General features: G+C 62.7%; 19 protein-coding genes. 2 read left to right on the plus strand and 17 right to left on the minus strand.

The annotated features are described in order from the left end of the window. Positions 1 to 49: 49 nt before the first annotated feature. The 14 genes from AC3RCM_RS20015 to AC3RCM_RS20080 form a co-directional block, all read right to left on the minus strand. The gene (locus AC3RCM_RS20015; RefSeq protein ID WP_457251910.1) at positions 50 to 1018 is read right to left on the minus strand and encodes a GTP 3',8-cyclase MoaA; all 969 of its coding nucleotides are present in this window, start codon (positions 1016 to 1018) and stop codon (positions 50 to 52) included. Positions 1019 to 1174: 156 nt separating this feature from the next. Continuing rightward, positions 1175 to 1810, minus strand: coding sequence for a TetR/AcrR family transcriptional regulator (locus AC3RCM_RS20020; protein WP_003247170.1), 636 nt, complete (start codon positions 1808 to 1810; stop codon positions 1175 to 1177). 973 nt (positions 1811 to 2783) lie between these two features. Next, complete coding sequence (locus tag AC3RCM_RS20025; RefSeq protein WP_064491346.1) at positions 2784 to 3566, minus strand: TatD family hydrolase; 783 nt, start codon at positions 3564 to 3566, stop codon at positions 2784 to 2786. A 30-nt stretch (positions 3567 to 3596) separates the two neighbouring features. Continuing rightward, positions 3597 to 4583 carry a DNA polymerase III subunit delta' gene (locus tag AC3RCM_RS20030; RefSeq protein ID WP_020192641.1) on the minus strand — a complete coding sequence of 329 codons (987 nt, stop codon included), beginning with the start codon at positions 4581 to 4583 and terminating at the stop codon, positions 3597 to 3599. After that, a complete protein-coding gene (gene tmk / locus AC3RCM_RS20035; RefSeq protein ID WP_492629094.1) occupies positions 4576 to 5208 on the minus strand; it encodes a dTMP kinase in 633 nt (210 codons plus the stop codon). Before tmk ends, AC3RCM_RS20030 begins: the two co-directional genes overlap by 8 nt. Before the next feature lie 9 nt (positions 5209 to 5217). Continuing rightward, positions 5218 to 6453 (minus strand): endolytic transglycosylase MltG, encoded by a 1236-nt coding sequence (gene mltG, locus AC3RCM_RS20040; RefSeq protein ID WP_064491349.1) that lies wholly within the window; start codon positions 6451 to 6453, stop codon positions 5218 to 5220. Between the two features lie 4 nt (positions 6454 to 6457). Then, positions 6458 to 7273: an aminodeoxychorismate lyase gene (gene pabC / locus AC3RCM_RS20045; RefSeq protein ID WP_064491350.1), complete on the minus strand. Its 816-nt coding sequence runs from the start codon at positions 7271 to 7273 to the stop codon at positions 6458 to 6460. Continuing rightward, on the minus strand, positions 7273 to 8517 hold the full coding sequence (fabF, locus tag AC3RCM_RS20050; RefSeq protein ID WP_274140108.1) for a beta-ketoacyl-ACP synthase II: 1245 nt from the start codon (positions 8515 to 8517) through the stop codon (positions 7273 to 7275). Before fabF ends, pabC begins: the two co-directional genes overlap by 1 nt. A 187-nt stretch (positions 8518 to 8704) precedes the next feature. Beyond that, a complete protein-coding gene (gene acpP, locus AC3RCM_RS20055; RefSeq protein WP_003247161.1) occupies positions 8705 to 8941 on the minus strand; it encodes an acyl carrier protein in 237 nt (78 codons plus the stop codon). A gap of 203 nt (positions 8942 to 9144) precedes the next feature. Then, positions 9145 to 9885, minus strand: coding sequence for a 3-oxoacyl-ACP reductase FabG (fabG, locus tag AC3RCM_RS20060; protein WP_003247160.1), 741 nt, complete (start codon positions 9883 to 9885; stop codon positions 9145 to 9147). A 15-nt stretch (positions 9886 to 9900) separates the two neighbouring features. Continuing rightward, positions 9901 to 10839 (minus strand): ACP S-malonyltransferase, encoded by a 939-nt coding sequence (gene fabD / locus AC3RCM_RS20065; RefSeq protein ID WP_010952936.1) that lies wholly within the window; start codon positions 10837 to 10839, stop codon positions 9901 to 9903. Between the two features lie 127 nt (positions 10840 to 10966). Continuing rightward, the gene (gene plsX / locus AC3RCM_RS20070; protein WP_019437406.1) at positions 10967 to 11977 is read right to left on the minus strand and encodes a phosphate acyltransferase PlsX; all 1011 of its coding nucleotides are present in this window, start codon (positions 11975 to 11977) and stop codon (positions 10967 to 10969) included. A 3-nt stretch (positions 11978 to 11980) separates the two neighbouring features. Then, a complete protein-coding gene (rpmF, locus tag AC3RCM_RS20075; RefSeq protein ID WP_003247154.1) occupies positions 11981 to 12163 on the minus strand; it encodes a 50S ribosomal protein L32 in 183 nt (60 codons plus the stop codon). A gap of 13 nt (positions 12164 to 12176) precedes the next feature. Further along, positions 12177 to 12704, minus strand: coding sequence for a YceD family protein (locus AC3RCM_RS20080; protein ID WP_010952934.1), 528 nt, complete (start codon positions 12702 to 12704; stop codon positions 12177 to 12179). Positions 12705 to 12800: 96 nt separating this feature from the next. Between AC3RCM_RS20080 and AC3RCM_RS20085 the strand changes: the two genes are divergently transcribed. Further along, positions 12801 to 13379 (plus strand): Maf family protein, encoded by a 579-nt coding sequence (locus AC3RCM_RS20085; RefSeq protein WP_020192645.1) that lies wholly within the window; start codon positions 12801 to 12803, stop codon positions 13377 to 13379. Positions 13380 to 13587: 208 nt separating this feature from the next. Here the strand turns inward: AC3RCM_RS20085 and AC3RCM_RS20090 are convergent, their stop codons facing one another. Genes AC3RCM_RS20090 through rluC form a run of 3 tightly spaced genes read right to left on the minus strand, consistent with a single transcriptional unit; the run spans position 13588 to position 16218 of the window. Next, complete coding sequence (locus AC3RCM_RS20090) at positions 13588 to 14577, minus strand: S49 family peptidase (protein ID WP_492629095.1); 990 nt, start codon at positions 14575 to 14577, stop codon at positions 13588 to 13590. Positions 14578 to 14583: 6 nt separating this feature from the next. Further along, on the minus strand, positions 14584 to 15258 hold the full coding sequence (locus tag AC3RCM_RS20095) for an HAD family hydrolase (RefSeq protein WP_010952931.1): 675 nt from the start codon (positions 15256 to 15258) through the stop codon (positions 14584 to 14586). Positions 15259 to 15261: 3 nt separating this feature from the next. Next, a complete protein-coding gene (gene rluC / locus AC3RCM_RS20100; protein ID WP_003247149.1) occupies positions 15262 to 16218 on the minus strand; it encodes a 23S rRNA pseudouridine(955/2504/2580) synthase RluC in 957 nt (318 codons plus the stop codon). 797 nt (positions 16219 to 17015) lie between these two features. On the opposite strand from rluC, the gene rne reads away from it, so the two are divergent. Beyond that, positions 17016 to 20282, plus strand: coding sequence for a ribonuclease E (gene rne / locus AC3RCM_RS20105; RefSeq protein WP_492629096.1), 3267 nt, complete (start codon positions 17016 to 17018; stop codon positions 20280 to 20282). The last annotated feature ends 156 nt before the right edge of the window (positions 20283 to 20438 follow it).

Raw genomic sequence — 20438 nt, forward strand, 5'->3', positions numbered from 1 at the left:
GCGACGAAAAACCGGCGAATAGCCGGCGGATGCAGCTTTTGCGCCAGCTTCAGCCACCGATCACCTTCATGACGGTCACGCCGCCGGAAAAGGCCACGTCCTGCTTGTCAGCCAAAGCCTTGACCAACAACCTCTGCAAGGCCGGCAGCGCCTGATGACGCGGTTTTTCCAGCAGGTCGCCGACGAAGTGCCGGTTACCTGACGACAGGCAGCCATGCAGCCAGCCCGTAGAAGACAGGCGCAACCGCGAGCAGGTACGGCAAAACGGCACGCTTTCGTTGGCAATGACGCCGAAGTGGCCCCTGCCGGGGATGTGGTAACGCATGGCAGTGGCGTCCAGCGGCGCACTCACCTGGGCGTAGGTATGCTGGCCGCCGATCAGCGCAAGCAGCTGGTCGAGGCCTACAAACTGCTGGAGGAAGGCGTTGCGATCGTGAGAGAGGTGGCCCATGCGCATCAGTTCGATGAAGCGCAGCTCGAAGCCGCGCGCGAGGCAGTAATCCAGCAGCGGCAGTACCTGATCAAGGTTTTTCCCGCGCATCGGCACCATGTTGACCTTGATTCGCATACCCAGGGCGCCGGCCTGCTCCATTCCATCCAGCACAGTGCCCAGGTCGCCGCCACGGGCAATCTGGCGGAAAGCCAGCGGATCGAGGGTGTCGAGGGAAACGTTCAGCCGACGAATCCCGGCCGCCTGCAGTTGTGGCAACTTGCGCGCCAGCAACTGGCCGTTGGTGGTCAGCGAGACGTCATCAAGGTCGAGTTTGGCCACGGCAGCCAGAAAGGCATCCAGGCGCAGGCTGACCAGTGGCTCACCGCCAGTAATCCGCAGGCGCTCGATGCCGGCGGCTTCGATCAGATAGGCCACGCCACGGGCCAAGGCATCCGCCGACAGCTCGTCCTGCGCCGCCACCAGCCGCTTTCCGTCAGGTACGCAGTAGGTACAGGCGTAGTTGCAGGCAGCCGTCAGGCTGACGCGCAGGTTGCGAAAGCGCCTGCCTTGACGATCGACAATCATGAATGACTCCGGCATGGATGAAGGGGCCGGCAAAACCTGACTCATAAATCAGGTTTTTGCAAGCCCCAATGCGCAATGCCGAATTTCCAAACGATAGCCAAACGCTTCGGGCTGCACTGCCGCGCAGAGGACGCACGACGCCGTTTCGCTAAATGCTCAGTTCGAGGGTTCCGGGTCGCGCTTGCGCTTGTTGCCCATACGCACGCCAATGTCCATCAGGAACTGGAAGAAGCCTTCCTGATCTTCCAGCACGTTGCTCCAGAACGGCGAGTGGTACAGCGCCACAGCGCCGTGCACCAGCGCCCAGGCAGCGCAGTAGTGGAAATACGGCGGCACGTCTTCGAGCTTGCCTTCGCTGATACGGCCCTTGATCAGCTGGGTCAGGCGGTCGAAGTTGGAGGCACGGATGCTGTGCAGCTGCTCGACCATTTCCGGCACCTGATTGCCCTTGACCACCTTTTCTTCAAGGCGGTCGAACAGCCGGTAGCGTTGCGGGTCGCGCATGCGGAACTCGAAGTAGGCGCGCGACAGCGCTTCCTTGTCACGGTCGACGTCGGCCGAGTGCAACAGCTCGTTCAGGTCACGCTCGTAATCGAGCATCAGGCGCAGGTAGATCTCCGCCTTGGACTTGAAGTGCTTGTAGATCGTGCCTTTGCCGATGCCCACGGCGTCGGCGATCATCTCGACGGTGACGCTGTCTTCACCTTGCTCGAGAAACAGCTTGAGCGCGGTATCGAGGATTTCCTGTTCGCGACGGCGAAACTCACGGACCTTACGAGGTTCTTTCTGCATGGGAAGGACTGGATGACAATCGAAGCGGTTTATTATGCCTAACTTGCGGGAAATTGCACGGATCATCCACGCATGTCTATGTTTCACGATGCATACGGCCATGCGCTGCGGGAGGAACGAAACGTTGACGTATTCCAAATCTGTTTAAAAAACGTCCAATATGCACTGGCACTGCGCCAAACCTGACCAATACTTGAAGTGTTGGCGCGGCGCATCCCCCCCAGTGGCGCGCCGATAAAGGTGCTCAGGGACCGCGTACCTTTGTTTTACTCCTAATGGTCTTAACCCGGATTCCTCCCCCAGAACCCGGGTTTTTTTTGTGTTTTTGTGGGGAGAATGGTGTGACGGCTGTCAGGTGCGTGCCGCAAGATTTTCAGCGCCTGTGGAATCGAGCGCCGCCCGCGCGGCGCTTCGCGGGTAAACCCGCTCCTACGCTTGTTTCGGGCCAATTAGGCCTGTGAGATTTGCGCGCGAACGCCTTGGCGCACGCCTCGATATCGCGTCGTACAAACAAGGCGGTCGCGCGCGCCTGGCACAGAAGAGCGCCGCCCGCGCGGCGCTTCTCGGGTAAATCCGCTCCTACGCTTGTTTCGGGCCAATTAGGCCTGTGGGATTTGCGCGCGAACGCCTTGGCGCACGCCTCGATATCGCGTCGCACAAACAAGGCGGTCGCGCGCGCCTGGCACAGAAGAGCGCCGCCCGCGCGGCGCTTCGCGGGTAAACCCGCTCCTACGTTTGTTTCGGGCCAATTAGGCCTGTGGGATTTGCGTGCGAACGCCTTGGCGCACGCCTCGATATCGCGTCGTACTAACAAGGCGGCCGCGCGCGCCTGGCACAGGACGGACTGGCCCGAAACAAACGTAGGAGCGGGTTTACCCGCGAAGCGCCGCGCGGGCGGCGCTCGATCTCACAGGCGCTGCAAGGGTTGTGGCAGGCACCTTGTGCCCCTCACACAATCTTTAACCCCGGTAAATCAAGCCACCCGCGCCAACGGGAACAGCCGCTTGAAGTTGGCGGTAGTCTGCTCGGCCAACTGCTCATAACTGGCCCCACGCAACGAAGCCACATACTCCGCCACCTCCCGCACATACTGCGGCAGGTTCGGCTTGCCCCGATGCGGAATCGGCGCCAGGTACGGCGAATCGGTCTCCACCAGCAAGCGATCGACAGGCACCTGCCGCGCCACTTCACGCAACGCTTCGGCATTGCGGAAGGTCACGATGCCCGACAGCGAGATGTAATAACCCAGGTCCAGCGCGGCCTTGGCCATGTCCCAGTCCTCGGTAAAGCAGTGCAGCACGCCAGCCTGCGGCAGGTTGGCCTCACGCAGCAGCGCCAGGGTATCGGCACGCGCCGCCCGGGTATGCACGATCACCGGCTTGCCGGTCTGCCTGGAAGCCTCCAGGTGCAGACGGAACGAGGCCTGCTGCAGCTCAGCAGCCTCCGGCTCGTAGTGGTAATCCAGCCCGGTTTCACCAATCGCCACCACATGCGGGTGGGCCAATTCGCGCAACAGCCATTCCAACGCCGGGGTTTCGCCAGGGGCCAGGTCCAGCGGGTGCACGCCCACCGAGCAGTCGACGTCAGCGTACTGCTCGCTCAGCGCCTTCACTGCACCCGCATTCTCGGCACTGACGCCAATGCACAGGAAATGCCCGACCCCACGCTCACGCGCCGCCTGCAGGGCAGCATCGAGGGAGCCCTGGTGAGCAGTGAGGTCAAGACGGTCGAGGTGGCAATGGGAATCTACGAGCATGGGATAACGGCACACATGAAAAATGGAAAATCAGCGGGCACCCGGCAGTTGCAGCCAGTGAGCCAGCAGCGATTCAAGCAACAAGGCGCGGTTGAGGTTGGCCTTGCCCAGTACCTTCTGGCGCTGTTCGAGGATCCATGCCTGCACCTCCAGCACCTTGGCCTGGCGGCTCTTCTGCGCCAGGTATTGCACGACCTTGCGCATATCGGCCAAGCCTAACCCTTCTTCGTCCTGGGTCAACTGGTAGCGCAGGATCAGGTGCGTCCAATCGCAGAACCAGTCGAACAGCAGCAACAACGGCACACCGCTCCAGGCATCGGCCAGCTGGCTGGGCGATTGCTGCTGCTTGAGCAGCTTCTTCACCCCGTCGGTTACCAGCGCGCGTTGCTCGCGAACCCCCTGCGCCTGCAGGCTGACCGCCATCAATGGCGAACCTGCCGCCAGCGTCAGCAGTTCATCGCGCTCGACCTCGTCGCAGTCGGGTAACGCGCCAGTCAGCCATGCCTGGCTCTGGGCCAGACTGGGCTGCGGACAGGCCACCTGCTGGCAGCGGCTCTTGATCGTCGGCAACAGACGGCTGGGCTGGTGCGTCACCAGCAACAACACGGTATCACCGGAAGGTTCTTCAAGGCTTTTGAGCAGGGCGTTGGAGGCGTTGACATTCATCGCCTCCACCGGCTCGATCAACACCACCTTGCGCCCGCCCAACTGCGCGGTCTGCACCACAAAGGCCACCAGCTCGCGTACCTGGTCGACCTTGATCGGCTTGTCAGCCTCCTCCGGCTCGAGGACGAAGTTGTCCGGGTGGCTGCCGGCCTTGAGCAACAGGCACGACTTACACGCCCCACAAGCGTCCAGGCCCTGCGGCTGCTGGCACAACAGGCGCGCCATCAGACGCTCGGCCATGGCCCGCTTGCCAATACCCTGCGGCCCATGCAGCAGGTAAGCGTGGGCGTGGCGGCTGCGACCGGCCAGTTGCTGCCACAGCGCCTGCTGCCAAGGGTAGGCCTCAGCCACGGCAACGCTCCAGAATGCCTGGCAGCAGTACGTCGATGTCACGCTGCACCGCCGCCAGGGATTGTGCCGCATCAAGCAGGCTGTAGCGCTGTGGCGCGCCTTGGGCGCGCTTCAGGTACGCCTGGCGCACCGCTTCGAAGAACGCCTGCCCTTCCTGCTCGAATCGGTCCAGGCGGCCACGGGCGGCGGCGCGGGCAAGGCCCACTTCCACCGGCAGGTCGAAGACCAGGGTCAGGTCCGGGCGCAGGTCGCCCTGGACGAATTGTTCCAGAACCGCGATACGCTCGACCGACAGACCACGCCCGCCACCCTGATAGGCATAGGTGGCGTCCGTGAAACGATCACACAGTACAACAGCCCCGCGGGCCAGCGCCGGGCGGATGACCTGCGCCAGGTGCTGGGCGCGAGCGGCGAACACCAGCAACAGCTCGGTGTCGGCCGCCATGCCTTCGTCACTGGGTGTCAGCAACAGTTCACGCACCTTTTCCGCCAGCGGCGTACCGCCTGGCTCACGGGTCAGCACCACGTCCAGGCCGTGCTCGCGCAGGCGCGCGGCCAGGTAGTCGCGATTGGTGCTCTTGCCCGCGCCTTCGGGGCCTTCCAAAGTAATAAACAAGCCGCTCACAGGCAGTCCTTAATGTTGTTCGTCAGGCGTCGGCCGCTCGGCCGCTTGCGCACCGCCGGCAGGGGCATCCTGCGCGGGCGCTTCATCGGGGGCTGGCTGCGCAGTTGGCTCGTCCGCTGCTGACGGGTCCGCTGCTGGGGGCTCAGGGCGCTGCGCATCGTCGGCGCCCGATGCCTGTTCGGCATCATCGGCACCTGGCTTGGCCTCTTGCTGCGGCGCGGGGCTGGAGCGGTAGTCCGACCGGCGCTTGAGCTGGAACTCGCGCACTGCCGAATTGTGGTCGTCGAGGTCGTCGGAAAACACATGGCTGCCATCGCCGCGGGCGACGAAGTAAAGACTGGTGCCATTGGATGGGTTCAGCGCCGCGTGAATCGCCTCGCGGCCGACCATGGCGATCGGGGTCGGCGGCAGGCCGGTCATGGTGTAGGTGTTATAGGGCGTCGGCTCGCGCAGGTCGGCGCGGGTGATCTTGCCGTTGTAGCGTTCACCCATGCCATAGATAACCGTCGGGTCGGTCTGCAGCATCATACCCAGGCGCATGCGCCGCACGAACACGCCGGCGATCTGCCCGCGCTCCTGCGGAATGCCGGTTTCCTTCTCTACCAGGGAGGCCATGATCAGCGCCTGGTACGGGTCACGATACGGCAGGTCGGTGGACCGCTCGGCCCACTCCTTGGCCAGCACTTCGTCCAGACGCATGTAGGCCTGCTGCAGCAACTCGACATCACTCATACCCCGCACGAAGCGGTAGGTGTCGGGGAAGAAACGGCCTTCGGGGAACACACCGGTATGGCCGAGCTTGTCCATGACCTCGGCATCCGACAAGCCCTCCAGGGTATGCTTGATCTTTTCATGCTTGGCCACGGCCGCACGCACCTGGCGGAAGGTCCAGCCTTCGACCAGGGTGAGGTTGTACTGCACCACGTCGGCACGGCGCCAGGCGTCGAACAATTGCTCGACGGTCATGCCAGGGGTAAGACGGTACTCACCGGTGTGCAGGGGGGTGCCGGCCATGTTGAAGCGCCAGTACAAACGCAACCAGACAGCATCGTCAAGCAACCCTTCTCTTTGCATGCTGTAGAACATGCGGTTGGGGTTAGTGCCATTGGGCACATCCAGCAGGCGCTCCTGCGTGACGTGCAGGGGCTGCTCCAGGACCGAGTTGACCTTCCAGGCCGACCAGCCAAACGCCAGGCCGGCAAGGATCAAGCCCATTTCCAGCAACAGCAGGAATTTACGTCTCACGAATTCAGGTTTCCAGTAACGTACGGGCAACGGCCTGCAGTTTACGAGTGAGCGGGCCCGGCGACCAGTTTAGCGCGGCTACGCCACACACGGGCCAAATGCCGTAAACGCTATTGCAAACAAATACTTCATCCGCTTGCTCAAGCGCCTCGAACGACAGGTCGCAGACCTGTACCGCAATACCCAGCAGCGGGGCCTGTTCCAGCAGTGCGGCACGCATCACGCCCGCCACGCCACAACGGCTAAGGTCGGCGGTAAGCAGCACGCCATCGCGCACCAGAAACAGATTGCTGTATACCCCTTCGATCACCCTGCCCTGCGCGTCACGCATCAGGCCTTCGGCATGGTCGCTGTCCTGCCATTCGGCACGGGCCAGCACCTGCTCCAGGCGGTTAAGGTGTTTGAGGCCGGCCAACAGTGGTTGTTCCCCAAGCCGGGTCTGGCAAGGGAACAAACGCACGCCATGCTCAGCATGCTCGACAGGATAACGGGGTAATGGGCTGCCTTGCAGGATACGCCGCGGCGCTGCATCGACAGCTGGCGCATAGCCACGCTGGCTATCGCCACGGGTAAGGATGAGTTTGACGACACCCTCACCCAGCTGGCTGGCGTAGCGCAGCAGCTCGTCGCGCACCAGCGCCAGATCGGCGTTGATCGCCAGACGCTGGCAGCCCAGTGCCAGGCGTGCGAGGTGGCCGTCCAGCAAGCTGGGCCGGGCGCCTCGCACAGCGATGGTTTCGAACAGGCCATCGCCGTAGGCCAGGCCGCGGTTCTGCAGGTTGAGTGCAGTCGCCGGCTGGCCGTCGATCCAGCTGTGCATCAGCCGGCAAACCGGCGGAATACCAGCGAGCCGTTAGTGCCGCCAAAGCCGAACGAGTTGGACAGCACCACGTCGATCGGCATGCTGCGCGCCTGGTGGGGAACGAAGTCGAGGTCACACCCCTCGTCCGGCTCGTCCAGGTTGATGGTCGGCGGGGCCATCTGGCTATTGATGGCCAGCACGCTGAAGATCGCCTCCACCGCGCCCGCGGCGCCCAGCAAGTGACCGGTCATCGACTTGGTCGAGCTGACCGCCAGCTTGTAGGCATGCTCGCCGAACACGCGCTTGATCGCCGCCACTTCGGCCACATCGCCCGCCGGGGTAGAAGTGCCGTGGGCGTTGATGTAGCTGACGTCTTCCGGCTGGATACCGGCATCGCGCAAAGCGTTGGCCATGCAGCGGGCAGCGCCCTCGCCAGAGTCGGGTGGCGAGGTCATGTGGTAGGCGTCGCCGCTCATGCCAAAGCCAACCAGCTCGGCATAGATAGTCGCACCGCGGGCCTTGGCGTGCTCCAGCTCCTCGAGCACCAGGGCTCCGGCACCGTCGGACAATACAAAGCCGTCACGACCCTTGTCCCACGGGCGGCTGGCCCGGCTGGGTTCATCGTTGCGGGTAGACAGTGCGCGCGAAGCGCCAAAACCGCCCATGCCCAGACCACAAGCGGCCATCTCGGCGCCACCTGCGATCATCACGTCAGCCTCACCGTAGGCGATATTGCGCGCGGCCATGCCGATGCAATGGGTGCCAGTGGTGCACGCAGTGGCGATGGCATAGTTCGGCCCTTGCAGACCCAGGTGGATCGACAGGAAACCGGAGATCATGTTGATGATCGAACCCGGCACGAAGAACGGCGAAATGCGGCGCGGCCCTGAATCGTGCAGGGTGCGGCTGGTTTCTTCGATGTTGGTCAGACCACCGATACCCGAGCCCATGGCCACGCCAATACGCTCGCGGTTGGCATCGGTGACCTCCAGGCCGGCATTACGCACGGCCTGGAAACCAGCCGCCAGGCCGTATTGGATGAACAGGTCGAGCTTGCGGGCCTCTTTGGCCGACAAGTACTGCTCAACCTCGAAGCCTTTCACCGAGCCGCCAAAACGGGTGGAGTAGGCAGACAGGTCCGTGTGTTCGATCGGACCGATGCCACTGCGGCCAGCCAGAATGCCCTGCCAGGTGCTCGGTACATCGGTACCCAGTGGCGACAGCATACCCATACCGGTGACCACGACGCGTCTACGCGACACAGTACTCTCCTTTTCTAATAACAGAGTCTCTTGCCATTGCATTCAAGTGCTGGAATGAAATGGCAACAAGCTCTTGGTGCGCGGTGAACGAAGCCGCCTGATAAATGCGAGGCGCTCGCAAAGAAAAAACCGCACGCCGGCGAAGGCAGTGCGGTTTTCCCCGACAAGAAACGTCGACTGTCGCGTCTTAGGCCTGGTGGGCTTTGACGTAGTCGATGGCGGCTTGAACGGTAGTGATCTTCTCGGCTTCTTCGTCAGGGATTTCGGTCTCGAATTCCTCTTCCAGAGCCATCACCAGTTCAACGGTGTCAAGCGAATCGGCACCCAGGTCATCGACGAAGGACTTAGTCTCAGTCACTTCTTCTTCCTTGACGCCCAGTTGCTCGGCGACGATTTTCTTGACGCGTTCTTCGATGGTGCTCATACCTAGTTTTCACTCCTAATGGATATATGTCAGGCAGCTGGCCGGTGGCTAATTTTATAGAAAGACGTTCGCTTTTCAAGCTAAACGCACCTTCAGGCTAGTCACCACACCCGCTGCCTGGAATCTGGTTGCAGCTTTATAACGGATTTTAGGCTCGCAGTATGACTCTTTTTTTACGAAACCCGTCACATTGAGTTGCAGTATTACATGTACATCCCGCCGTTGACCGGCACGGTAGCGCCGGTCACGTAGGCGGCGCCGTCGGACGCCAGGAACGAAACCACCTTGGCAATTTCGTCAGCCTGGCCCAGGCGGCCCAGCGGAATCTGGGTCTGCAGGGCTTCGCGCTGAGCTTCCGGCAGCTCGCGGGTCATGTCGGTATCGATGAAGCCTGGGGTCACCGAGTTGACGGTGATGCCACGCGAACCCACTTCACGCGCCAGGGCGCGACTGAAGCCTTCCAGACCGGCCTTGGCCGCCGCGTAGTTGGCCTGACCCGCGTTACCCATGGCACCGACGACCGAGCCGATGCTGATGATACGACCCCAACGTGCCTTGGTCATGCCACGCAGCACGCCCTTGGACAGACGGTAGAGGCTGTTCAGGTTGGTGTCGATGACATCGAACCACTCGTCGTCTTTCATGCGCAGCATCAGGTTGTCACGGGTGATACCGGCGTTGTTGACCAGGATGGCCGGCGCACCGAACTGCTCGCCAATAGCGGCCAGTACGGCTTCAACCGATTCGGCGCTGGTCACGTTCAGCTCCATGCCGGTGCCGGTGATGCCGTGTTCTTTCAGGGTGGCAGCGATGCGCTCGGCGCCGGACGCCGAAGTGGCGGTACCGATCACGGTCGCGCCCTGGCGGCCCAGCTCGAGGGCGATGGCCTGGCCAATGCCACGGCTGGCGCCGGTAACCAGTGCAACTTTACCTTGCAGGCTCATGCAAGCTTCTCCAAATCAGGCCAGTGCCGCGCGGGTGGCAGCAACGGCGTCAGGGGTGTTGAGGTTGTAGGTGGTCACGCCGTCGGCGCAACGCTTGTTAAGGCCAGCCAGGACCTTGCCCGGGCCACACTCGACCAGGTTGACCGCACCGTTGGCGGCCAGGGTCTGCACGCACTCGACCCAGCGTACCGGCTGGTACAGCTGTGCCAGCAGGTCGTGCTTGAGGGCATCGAGGTCGGCGGCGACGGCGGCAGTGACGTTCTGCACCACCGGAATCTGCGGGGCCTTCCATTCGATGGCATTGACCGATTCGGCAAAGCGCTCGGCAGCTGGCTTCATCAGGGCGCAGTGCGACGGGACGCTCACCGCCAGTGGCAGGGCGCGCTTGGCACCTTTGGCCTTGCACAGCTCCATGGCGCGGTCTACCGCCGCCTTGTTACCGGCGATGACCACCTGACCAGGCGAGTTGAAGTTCACGGCGCTGACCACTTCATCTTCAGCGGCTTCGGCGCAGAGTTCCACGACCACAGCATCGTCCAGGCCGAGAATGGCAGCCATGGCGCCGTGACCGGCCGGTACGGCTTCCTGCATCAGCTGACCGCGGCGCTCGACCAGGCGAACGGCATCTTTCAGGCTGATGCTGCCAGCGGCGACCAGGGCGCTGTATTCACCCAGGCTGTGCCCGGAAACGAAGGCAGGCTTGGCACCGCCCTCTTCCAGCCACAGGCGCCACAGTGCGATGGACGCAGTAAGGATTGCCGGCTGGGTCTTGTCGGTCTGGTTGAGTTGCTCTTCCGGGCCGTCCTGGACCAGCTTCCACAGGTCGTAGCCGAGCGCTTCGGACGCTTCCTTGAAGGTTTCGATGATCACTGGCTTCTCGGCGCCGAGCTCGGCGAGCATGCCCAGCGACTGGGAACCTTGACCGGGAAAGACGAATGCGAGGGATGCAGACATTGAACAAGCCCTTATGATCTTGTCGTCGGATAGTGTGCGCCAGGGCCGAAGCCAGGCGCGGAATCTGAAAACTTGGATGGAAACATAGACCAAGCGGTCACATTTAAGCACTTCATCGGCGAAATGCCTAAGGCAACAGGTCTTCAAGGCGGCCGTGCAGCCGCTGCGGCAGGTTCTCCTGAATTTCGATCAGCGCCCGCTGGATGGCACTCTGAAAGCCCTGCACACCCGCCGAGCCATGACTCTTGATGACGATGCCCTGCAGCCCCAGGAAGCTCGCCCCATTATGCCGCGCCGGCGCCAGGTCGGCCTGCAGACGCTTGAGCAGCGGCATGGCAACAGCCCCGGCAATGCGGGCAAAAGCACCGCCCTTGAACAGTTTTTCGATGCGCGCACCGATCATCGTCGCCAGGCCCTCGCTGGACTTGAGCAGTATGTTGCCGACAAAACCGTCGCACACCACCACGTCTGCCTCACCCCGGTACAGGCCATCCCCTTCGACGAAACCGACGTAGTTGAGGCCGCGGGCGTTCTGCAACAGCGTGGCAGCCAGCTTGACCTGCTGGTTACCCTTGATGTCCTCGGTACCGATATTCAACAGCGCCACGCGTGGCCGATGCACACCCAGGGCCTGAGCGGCCACCGAGCCCATTACCGCGAACTGGTAGAGGTTTTCGGCACTGCAGTCGACATTCGCGCCCAGATCGAGCAGTTGGCAGTAACCCGTCTGGGTCGGGATCGCCGCCACCATGGCCGGCCGGTCGATACCCGGCAGGGTCTTGAGCACGAAGCGCGACAACGCCATCAGCGCCCCGGTATTACCGGCACTGACACAGGCCTGGGCTTTTCCGTCGCGCACCAGTTCGAGGGCGATGCGCATCGACGAATCCGGCTTGCCACGCAACGCCTGGGATGGCCGCTCGTCCATGCCGACTACCTCACTGGCGGCGACAATCTGCAGGCGCGCGCGATCCGCAGCTGGCAGGCCGCTGACGAGATCTTCAAGGAGGGAGGGTTGACCGACGAGGGTCAGATGAAGCGAGGGGGTAGCCGAAAGGCAGGCAATGCTAGCCTGGACAATGCTGCGGGGACCGAAGTCCCCGCCCATTGCGTCGATCGCGATGACCTGAGCGGACAAGGATTACTCGTCAGCGCCCTTGTCGACCACTTTACGACCACGGTATACGCCTTCTGGCGAAACGTGGTGACGCAGGTGAACTTCACCGGTGGTTTTCTCTACCGACAGCGCGTTTTCCGACAGGGCGTCGTGCGAACGGCGCATGTCACGGGCAGAGCGGGATTTTTTGTTCTGCTGAACAGCCATAATTGATTAACTCCTAAACGTTTGGGTCACGCTTTAACTGCGCCAAAACACTGAACGGGTTGGACCGCGATACCTCGTCCTTGCTCGATTCGGGCTCGTCTGCGCCCGCCGGCTGCTGGCATTCTTCCGGATGATGAGCAGGCACGATTGGCAAGGCGAGCAAAAGCTCCTCCTCGACCAATGCCTGCAGATCCAAAGGATCTTCGCCCAGTTCCAGCACGTCATAGCCTTTCGGCAACGACTGGGTATTCGCACCCTCCTTCACCACGGCGTATGTACATTCGCTGTGGATCGGTAGGGTGACCAGCTCAAGACAACGCTGGCAAACCATCTTGACTTCGACGTCCAGCTCGCTGTGGATAACCACCACGTGCTGTTCATCTCGTTCAAAATCGAACTTCGCCTGCACCGTACCGACATTGTCGGAAAGCGGGTCGCAGAGTCTTTCCAAATCAGCGAGTTGCAGCGAACCGTTAAGGGTTACGCCACGATCGGCTAATTTGCGCGGGTCAACGTGAGGTGGAATCGGGTCATTCAACATAGGCGCAGCATTCTAGGGATGCCCCCCGCCCCTGTCAAAGGAAATTAGGCGGCATCGTGCGTGATAGAATTGGTTCAACCGAACCCGGAGTCTACCATGCTTCCTTTGTTACTGGCTTCCAGCTCTGCCTATCGCCGCGAACTGCTCGCACGCCTGCACCTGCCCTTCACCTGGGCAAGCCCCGATATAGACGAGCAACGCCTGGATGGCGAACCGCCCGTAGAGCTGGTGCGCCGGCTGGCCAGGCAAAAGGCCGAGGCATTGGCAGGCAGCCACCCCCGACACCTGATCATAGGCTCGGACCAGGTTGCGGTACTGGGCGAGCAGGTGCTGGGCAAGCCGCATACGTTCGAGCGCGCCTGCGAGCAACTACTGGAGTGCAGCGGGCAACAGGTGAGCTTCCTGACCGGACTGGCGCTGCTGAACAGCACCACCGGGCACTGCCAGGTAGATTGCGTGCCTTTTACCGTGACACTGCGTGAACTGAGCAGGGAGCAGGTCGAGCGTTACGTGGCAGCAGAACAGCCGCTGGATTGCGCAGGGAGTTTCAAAGCGGAGGGGCTGGGGGTGAGCTTGTTCCAGAGCACGCACGGGTGCGACGCGACCAGCCTGATCGGGCTGCCGCTGATTCGGCTGGTGGATATGCTGACAAAGGAAGGGGTGATGGTTCCGTAACCTGGCTGGGGATTTGGGCGCCCGGCAGATCAAGCGCCGCCCGGGAGGGTGGACGATCGGGGATATTGGACGGCGGGTCCGGCCTATTCGCGGGTAAACCCGCTCCTACAACGCACCGCTGGGCACCCTGATCGATGAGCGAACCTGCGCGCAACGCGCCGCGCGGGCGGCGCTTGATCTGCCAAACACCACAAGAACTGCGACGAACTCAACGCAACTGCGGCCCCTGGAACCCCATCCACATCGCCAGGTGCTCAGCCACGCTGGCACCCACGCGCTTGGAGAAGCGATCGAAAGGCGACTCCTGAACAGTGAAGTCAACCAATTCCTTCTCGCCCACGATCTCACGCGCCACATAGCTGGCACTGCCCAAGCCATCCACCAGCCCCAGCGCCTTGGCCTGCTCACCCGACCAGATCAGGCCGCTGAACAACTCCGGGTGCTCCTTATCCTTCAGGCGCTCACCCCGCCCCTGCTTGACCATGGCGATGAACTGCTGGTGCGTGGTATCCAGCACGCCCTGCCAGAACCGGGTCTCTTCTGGTTTTTCCGGCGAAAACGGATCAAGGAACGCCTTGTGCTCACCCGATGTATAGGCACGCCGCTCGACCCCAAGCTTCTCCATGGCACCAACAAAGCCATAACCCGCCGCCGTCACCCCAATGGAACCCACCAGGCTGGCCTTGTCGGCATAGATCTCGTCCGCCGCACTGGCGATATAATAGGCACCGGAAGCCCCAAGGTCAGCGATCACCGCATACAGCTTGATGGCGGGATATTCAGCACGCAGGCGACGGATTTCGTCATACACGTAACCTGCCTGCACCGGGCTGCCACCCGGGCTGTTGATGCGCATCACCACAGCCTTGGTCTTGTCGTCCTTGAACGCTTCGCGCAGACTCTTGACGATGTTATCGGCGCTGGCAGCCTCCTGATCGGCAATCACCCCGCGCACCTCGACCAGCGCGGTATGGCTGGCACTGCGCGAAGCGGCCTTGTCCATGTCCATCAGCGGCGAGAACAACGCCAGAATGCCGAACAGGTAGACGAAGGTCAGCAGCTTGAAGAAGATCCCCCAGCGCCGCGACCGTCGCTGCTCCTGCACGCTGGCCAGCAAGGTCTTTTCCAGCAGCTTCCAGCTGTTGCGCTCTTCGCGCTCCCCGGGCTCGGCCTCAGGGGCTTTCCATTCGTCTGCCATGCTTACCTACCTTGGAAGTGGAATTGCGGAACCACCCAGCCACTCGCGCAACTGGGAAAAGTGATCGATGCATACCTGCGGGCCAAACTCGGCCAGCGCCTGCAGCGACATGGCACCATAGCCAACCGCCACCGAATGCATGCCGGCATTGCTGGCCATCTGCAGGTCGAATGCCGAATCTCCGACCATCAGCGCACGCGACGGTTCGACGCCACAATGCCCGAGGATTTCCTCAAGCATCAGCGGGTGTGGCTTGCCACGGGTCTCGTCAGCCGCGCGGGTGATGTCGAAGAACCGCTCCCAGCCATTGGCCTTGAGCACCCGATCCAGCCCGCGACGGGCCTTGCCGGTGGCCACCGCCAGGCGGTAACCCTCGGCGCGAAAGGCATCCAGCGACTCGACCACGCCATCGAACAACGGCGAAGGTTGCTGATCCAGCGCAACGTAGACATCGGCATAGTGCTGGCGGAAGCTGGCAACCTCTGCAGGCGCCAGGTGCGGGTACAGGGTGTGGATCGCCTCGTCCAAGGCCAGACCGATGATACCCTTGACCGCAGCGTCGCTGCTCTGCGCCTCGCCGGCACGCTCTGCGGCGACATTCATGGCCTCGACGATACGCCCAATGGAATCGGCCAGGGTGCCATCCCAGTCGAAGATCAGTAGCTCATAGCCTTTTTTCATGGATCAGGACGCACTCAGACGTTCAACGGTTTTCGCCCAGACCTCATCCACAGGCGCCTCGAGCTTCAATTCACCACCGTCCGGCAGCGGTACAGTCAACGCGTAGGCATGCAGGAACAGGCGCTTGCCGCCCAACTCGCGAATTTCCCGGCTGAAGTCTTCGTCGCCGTATTTGCTGTCGCCAGCGATCATGTGCCCGGCATGCAGGGTGTGCACGCGGATCTGATGGGTACGACCGGTGATCGGGCGCGCCTCGACAATGGTGGCAAAGTCACCAAAACGGCGCAGGACGCGAAACAGGGTCAGCGCCTCCTTGCCTTCATCGTTCACTTCGACCATGCGCTCGCCGGAACGCAGGTTGCTCTTGAGCAACGGCGCGTTGACCTGCTTTTTCGAGGTTGGCCAATGGCCGCGCACCAGCGCCATATAGCGCTTGTCGACACCATCACCGCGCAGGGCGGCATGCAGGTGGCGCAGCATGCTGCGCTTCTTGGCGATCATCAACAGGCCAGACGTGTCGCGATCCAGGCGGTGCACCAGCTCCAGCTCCTTGGCGTCCGGGCGCAACTGGCGCAGCGCCTCGATCACCCCGAAGCTCAGGCCACTGCCGCCGTGCACGGCAATGCCGGCCGGCTTGTTCATCACGATAAGCGCTTTGTCCTCGTAGACAATGGCGGCTTCCAGACGCTGCAGTAGGCCTTGGGCCACCGGCGCCGGTTCGTCTCGTTCCGGCAAGCGGACGGGCGGGACCCGCACGATGTCGCCGGCCTGGATCTTGTACTCCGGCTTGACGCGGCCCTTGTTGACCCTCACCTCACCCTTGCGCAGGATGCGGTAGACCAGTGTCTTGGGCACGCCCTTGAGGGCCGTGATGAGGAAATTATCGATGCGTTGGCCGGCAAGCTCCGGCGCGACTTCGATCAGCTGAACGCCGGAAGTCGGAGGGGTATTGGTCGTCATTGCGAGATCATAACAATTTTTTATGGAATTGAAGCACTTAATCATTGCTGCTATAGTCGCGAACGCCGCCAAAAGCGGCAGGCCAGCGGCACCAGGCTCTTTGCCGGTCCCTGACCTTCGCAATTCTCCAGGACGCGAGGCCGTCCTACGGGGTTTTCGCCAGTTTACCGAAATGCCTGGAATCGCCACCAGCGCCGTGTAGAGAAGACCGAAAAAAAACGACAAGTGCGGTGTTTCACCTGCTTACCCGATTCTTTTCGCTGCACCTCTGCCCGCGAGTCGCTTCCACGCATCGCCCGGCGAATGCTTCGGAAATACCTGCCTTGGACATGAATGGCGCCAGCGCAGAACCAGCGCTGGCGAAAAATGCAACCCGTTGCGGATTCAGCGCGCGGCAGCACCCGAATTATCAGGGATACGTGCAGGGTGGAGATGCACAGCCCTCGGACCGTGTAGCACCGCGTCCGGCCACCAGCCCACTGACGGCTGGTGAGCGGATAAGGTCCTGAACAGATGCCCTCCGGGCGTCCACGGCTGACGGTTGATTCCTCCTCCTGACTGAGTGCACAAGGCCCGCTTGGTTGATTCGGATACCTATTCGAAGCCACCGGGGCCTTGTTGGCACCGCAGCAAACAGGACGCGTCGTCGCGACAACGGCAGGCTGGGCAACCGGCTGGTGCCGAACGTCGCTCGACACGGGGGTGGCCCGGCCACCCTTTGCGCACCTTGGCACCGACCATGAGACGTCGTGTGTGCCGAACGCCGTTTCCGGCAGCCCGGAAACCGACGGTACAACATGAAAAGAATGCTGATTAACGCGACTCAACCCGAAGAGTTGCGTGTAGCCCTGGTGGACGGCCAACGTCTCTACGACCTGGACATCGAGTCCGGCGCGCGCGAGCAGAAAAAGGCCAACATCTACAAAGGCAAGATCACCCGCATCGAACCCAGCCTCGAAGCCGCCTTCGTCGACTTCGGTTCCGAACGTCACGGCTTCCTGCCGCTGAAAGAAATCTCCCGCGAGTACTTCAAGAAGGCCCCTGAAGGCCGGGTCAACATCAAGGAAGTGCTCAGCGAAGGCCAGGAAGTCATCGTTCAGGTCGAGAAAGAAGAGCGCGGCAACAAAGGCGCCGCCCTCACCACCTTCATCAGCCTGGCCGGCCGCTATCTGGTGCTGATGCCCAACAACCCGCGTGCCGGTGGCATCTCGCGCCGCATCGAAGGCGAAGAGCGCAACGAACTGCGCGAAGCCCTGAACGGCCTGACCGTACCGGGTGACATGGGCCTGATCGTGCGAACGGCCGGCCTTGGCCGCAGCAGCGAAGAAATGCAGTGGGACCTGGATTACCTGCTGCAGCTGTGGACCGCCATCAAGGAAGCGTCCCTGGACCGCGCCGCGCCATTCCTGATCTACCAGGAAAGCAACGTCATCATCCGCGCCATCCGCGACTACCTGCGCCAGGACATCGGCGAAGTGCTGATCGACAGCATCGATGCCCAGGAAGAAGCGCTGACCTTCATCCGCCAGGTGATGCCGCAGTACGCCAGCAAGGTCAAGCTGTACGAAGACAGCGTACCGCTGTTCAACCGCTTCCAGATCGAAAGCCAGATCGAGACCGCCTTCCAGCGCGTGGTCGACCTGCCGTCCGGCGGTTCGATCGTGATCGACCCGACCGAAGCCCTGGTGTCCATCGACATCAACTCGGCGCGCGCCACCAAAGGCAGCGACATCGAAGAAACCGCCCTGCAGACCAACCTGGAAGCGGCCGAGGAAATCGCCCGCCAGCTGCGCCTGCGTGACATCGGCGGCCTGATCGTCATCGACTTCATCGACATGACCCCGGCGAAGAACCAGCGCGCCGTTGAAGAGCGCGTGCGTGAATGCCTGGAAGCCGACCGCGCCCGCGTCCAGGTAGGCCGCATCTCGCGCTTCGGCCTGCTGGAAATGTCCCGTCAGCGCCTGCGCCCATCGCTGGGCGAAAGCAGCGGCATCGTCTGCCCACGCTGCTCCGGCACCGGCATCATCCGTGACGTCGAATCGCTGTCGCTGGCCATCCTGCGCCTGATCGAAGAAGAAGCCCTGAAGGACCGCACCGCCGAAGTACGTGCTCAAGTGCCGATCCCGGTAGCCGCGTTCCTGCTGAACGAAAAGCGTAACTCGATCACCAAGATCGAGCTGCGCACCCGTGCGCGCATCATCATCCTGCCGAACGACCACCTGGAGACCCCGCACTTCGAAGTCCAGCGCCTGCGCGACGACAACCCTGAAGTGCTGAACAACCAGTCCAGCTACGAAATCGCCGCCGCCGAAGCCGAAGAAGCGCCGCAACCGACCGCCACCCGCACCCTGGTACGCCAGGAAGCCGCAGTGAAAACGGCCCCGGCCCGCGCCAACGCACCGGTACCGGCCGCCGCTGAAGAGCCCCAGGCTGCCGCGCCGGTAGCCCCTGCCCCGAGCGTTCCGGAGCCAAGCCTGTTCAAAGGCCTGGTGAAGTCGCTGGTGAGCCTGTTCGCCGGCAAGGACGAGCCTGCCGCCGCGCCAGTGGTGCCCGCCGCCGAAAAACCGGCTGCCGAGCGCAGCCCGCGTAACGAAGAACGCCGCAACGGCCGCCAGCAAAGCCGCAACCGCAACGGCCGCCGCGACGAAGAACGTAAACCGCGTGAAGAGCGTGCCGAGCGCGCACCGCGTGAAGAGCGTGCACCGCGCGAGGAACGCGCCCCACGCGAAGAGCGTGCGCCGCGTGAGGAACGTGCCCCACGTGAAGAGCGTGCACCGCGTGAAGAACGTGCGCCGCGCCAACCACGCGAAGACCGCCGTGGCAACCGCGGCGAAGAGCGCGTTCGCGAACTGCGCGAGCCGCTGGACGCTACCCCGCCAGCCGAACGCGAAGAGCGCCAGCCGCGTGAAGAACGTGTAGCCCGCGAAGAGCGAGCGCCACGTGAAGAGCGCGCACCGCGTGAAGAGCGTGCTCCACGTGAAGAACGCGCACCGCGTGAAGAACGCACCCCTCGCGAAGAGCGTGCTCCACGTGAAGAACGCGCCCCTCGCGAAGAACGTGCTCCACGTGAGGAACGCGCACCGCGCGAAGAGCGTGCTCCACGCGAAGAACGCGCCGCGCGCCCACCACGCGAAGAGCGCCAACCACGCGCTGCCGAAGAAGCAACCGAACAGGCAGCCGAGCTGGCCGAAGAGCAACTGCCAGGCGAAGAGCTACTGCAAGACGAGCAGGAAGGCACCGATGGCGAGCGCCCGCGCCGCCGCTCCCGTGGCCAGCGTCGTCGCAGCAACCGTCGTGAGCGTCAGCGCAATGCCAATGGCGAGTTGATCGACGGCAGTGAAGAAGAAGGCAGCGAAGAGCAGCCACAACAGCACCAGGCCACCGAGCTGGGTGCCGAACTGGCTGCCGGCCTTGCCGTGACGGCTGCTGTCGCCAGCAGCAACATCAGCTCGGACGCAGAAGCCCAGGCTAACCAGCAGGCCGAGCGTGCTACCGCCGAAGTCGCTGCCGCTGCCGCTGCAGAAACCGACAACAGCGAAGCCGCCCAACAGATCGAGCAGGTCGAAGCGGTCACCAAAGCTGAAGAAGCGTCCGTGGCCCCAGCGGTCGAGCAGCCGGTCACCGAGCCAGTGGCCGCAGCCGAGGCAACTGCCGAGCCTGTGGTCGAAATGGCCCCGCAGCCTGTCGCTGAAGATGCACCTGCTGTTGAGCCGGTCGTGGTTGCAGAAACCGTGGTCACTGAAACCCCGGCAGAAGCCCCAGCGGTAGAAGCCGGTGAAATCGAACAGGCCCCGGCCGTGGTCGAAGTCGCTCCGGTTGCCGTGCAGCCTGCCCCGGTTGTCGAAGCCCAGCCAGTAGTAGTGGCCGAGCCTGCACCGGCACCTGCAGTGGTCGAACCTGCCACTGTCATGCTGGCCAACGGCCGCGCACCGAACGACCCACGTGAAGTGCGTCGCCGTAAGCGCGAGGCCGAGGCTGCTGCCAAAGCCGCACAGGAAGCTGCTGCAGCCTCCCAGGAACCAGCCTTGGAAACCGCCGATGAGCACAAACCTCATCACGGCTGATAGCCAGAGCTGAATGAAAAAGCCCCGCCAGTGCGAACTGGCGGGGCTTTTTTTGGTTTGCCTGACGGGCCTCTTCGCGGGTAAACCCGCTCCTACACGGCGGCCTGTGTCCAACCCCCGATGTGTGTCCACCACCGATCAGGTGTAATCGATGGA

Source organism: Pseudomonas sp. GW823-FHT05G12, from assembly GCF_058795575.1.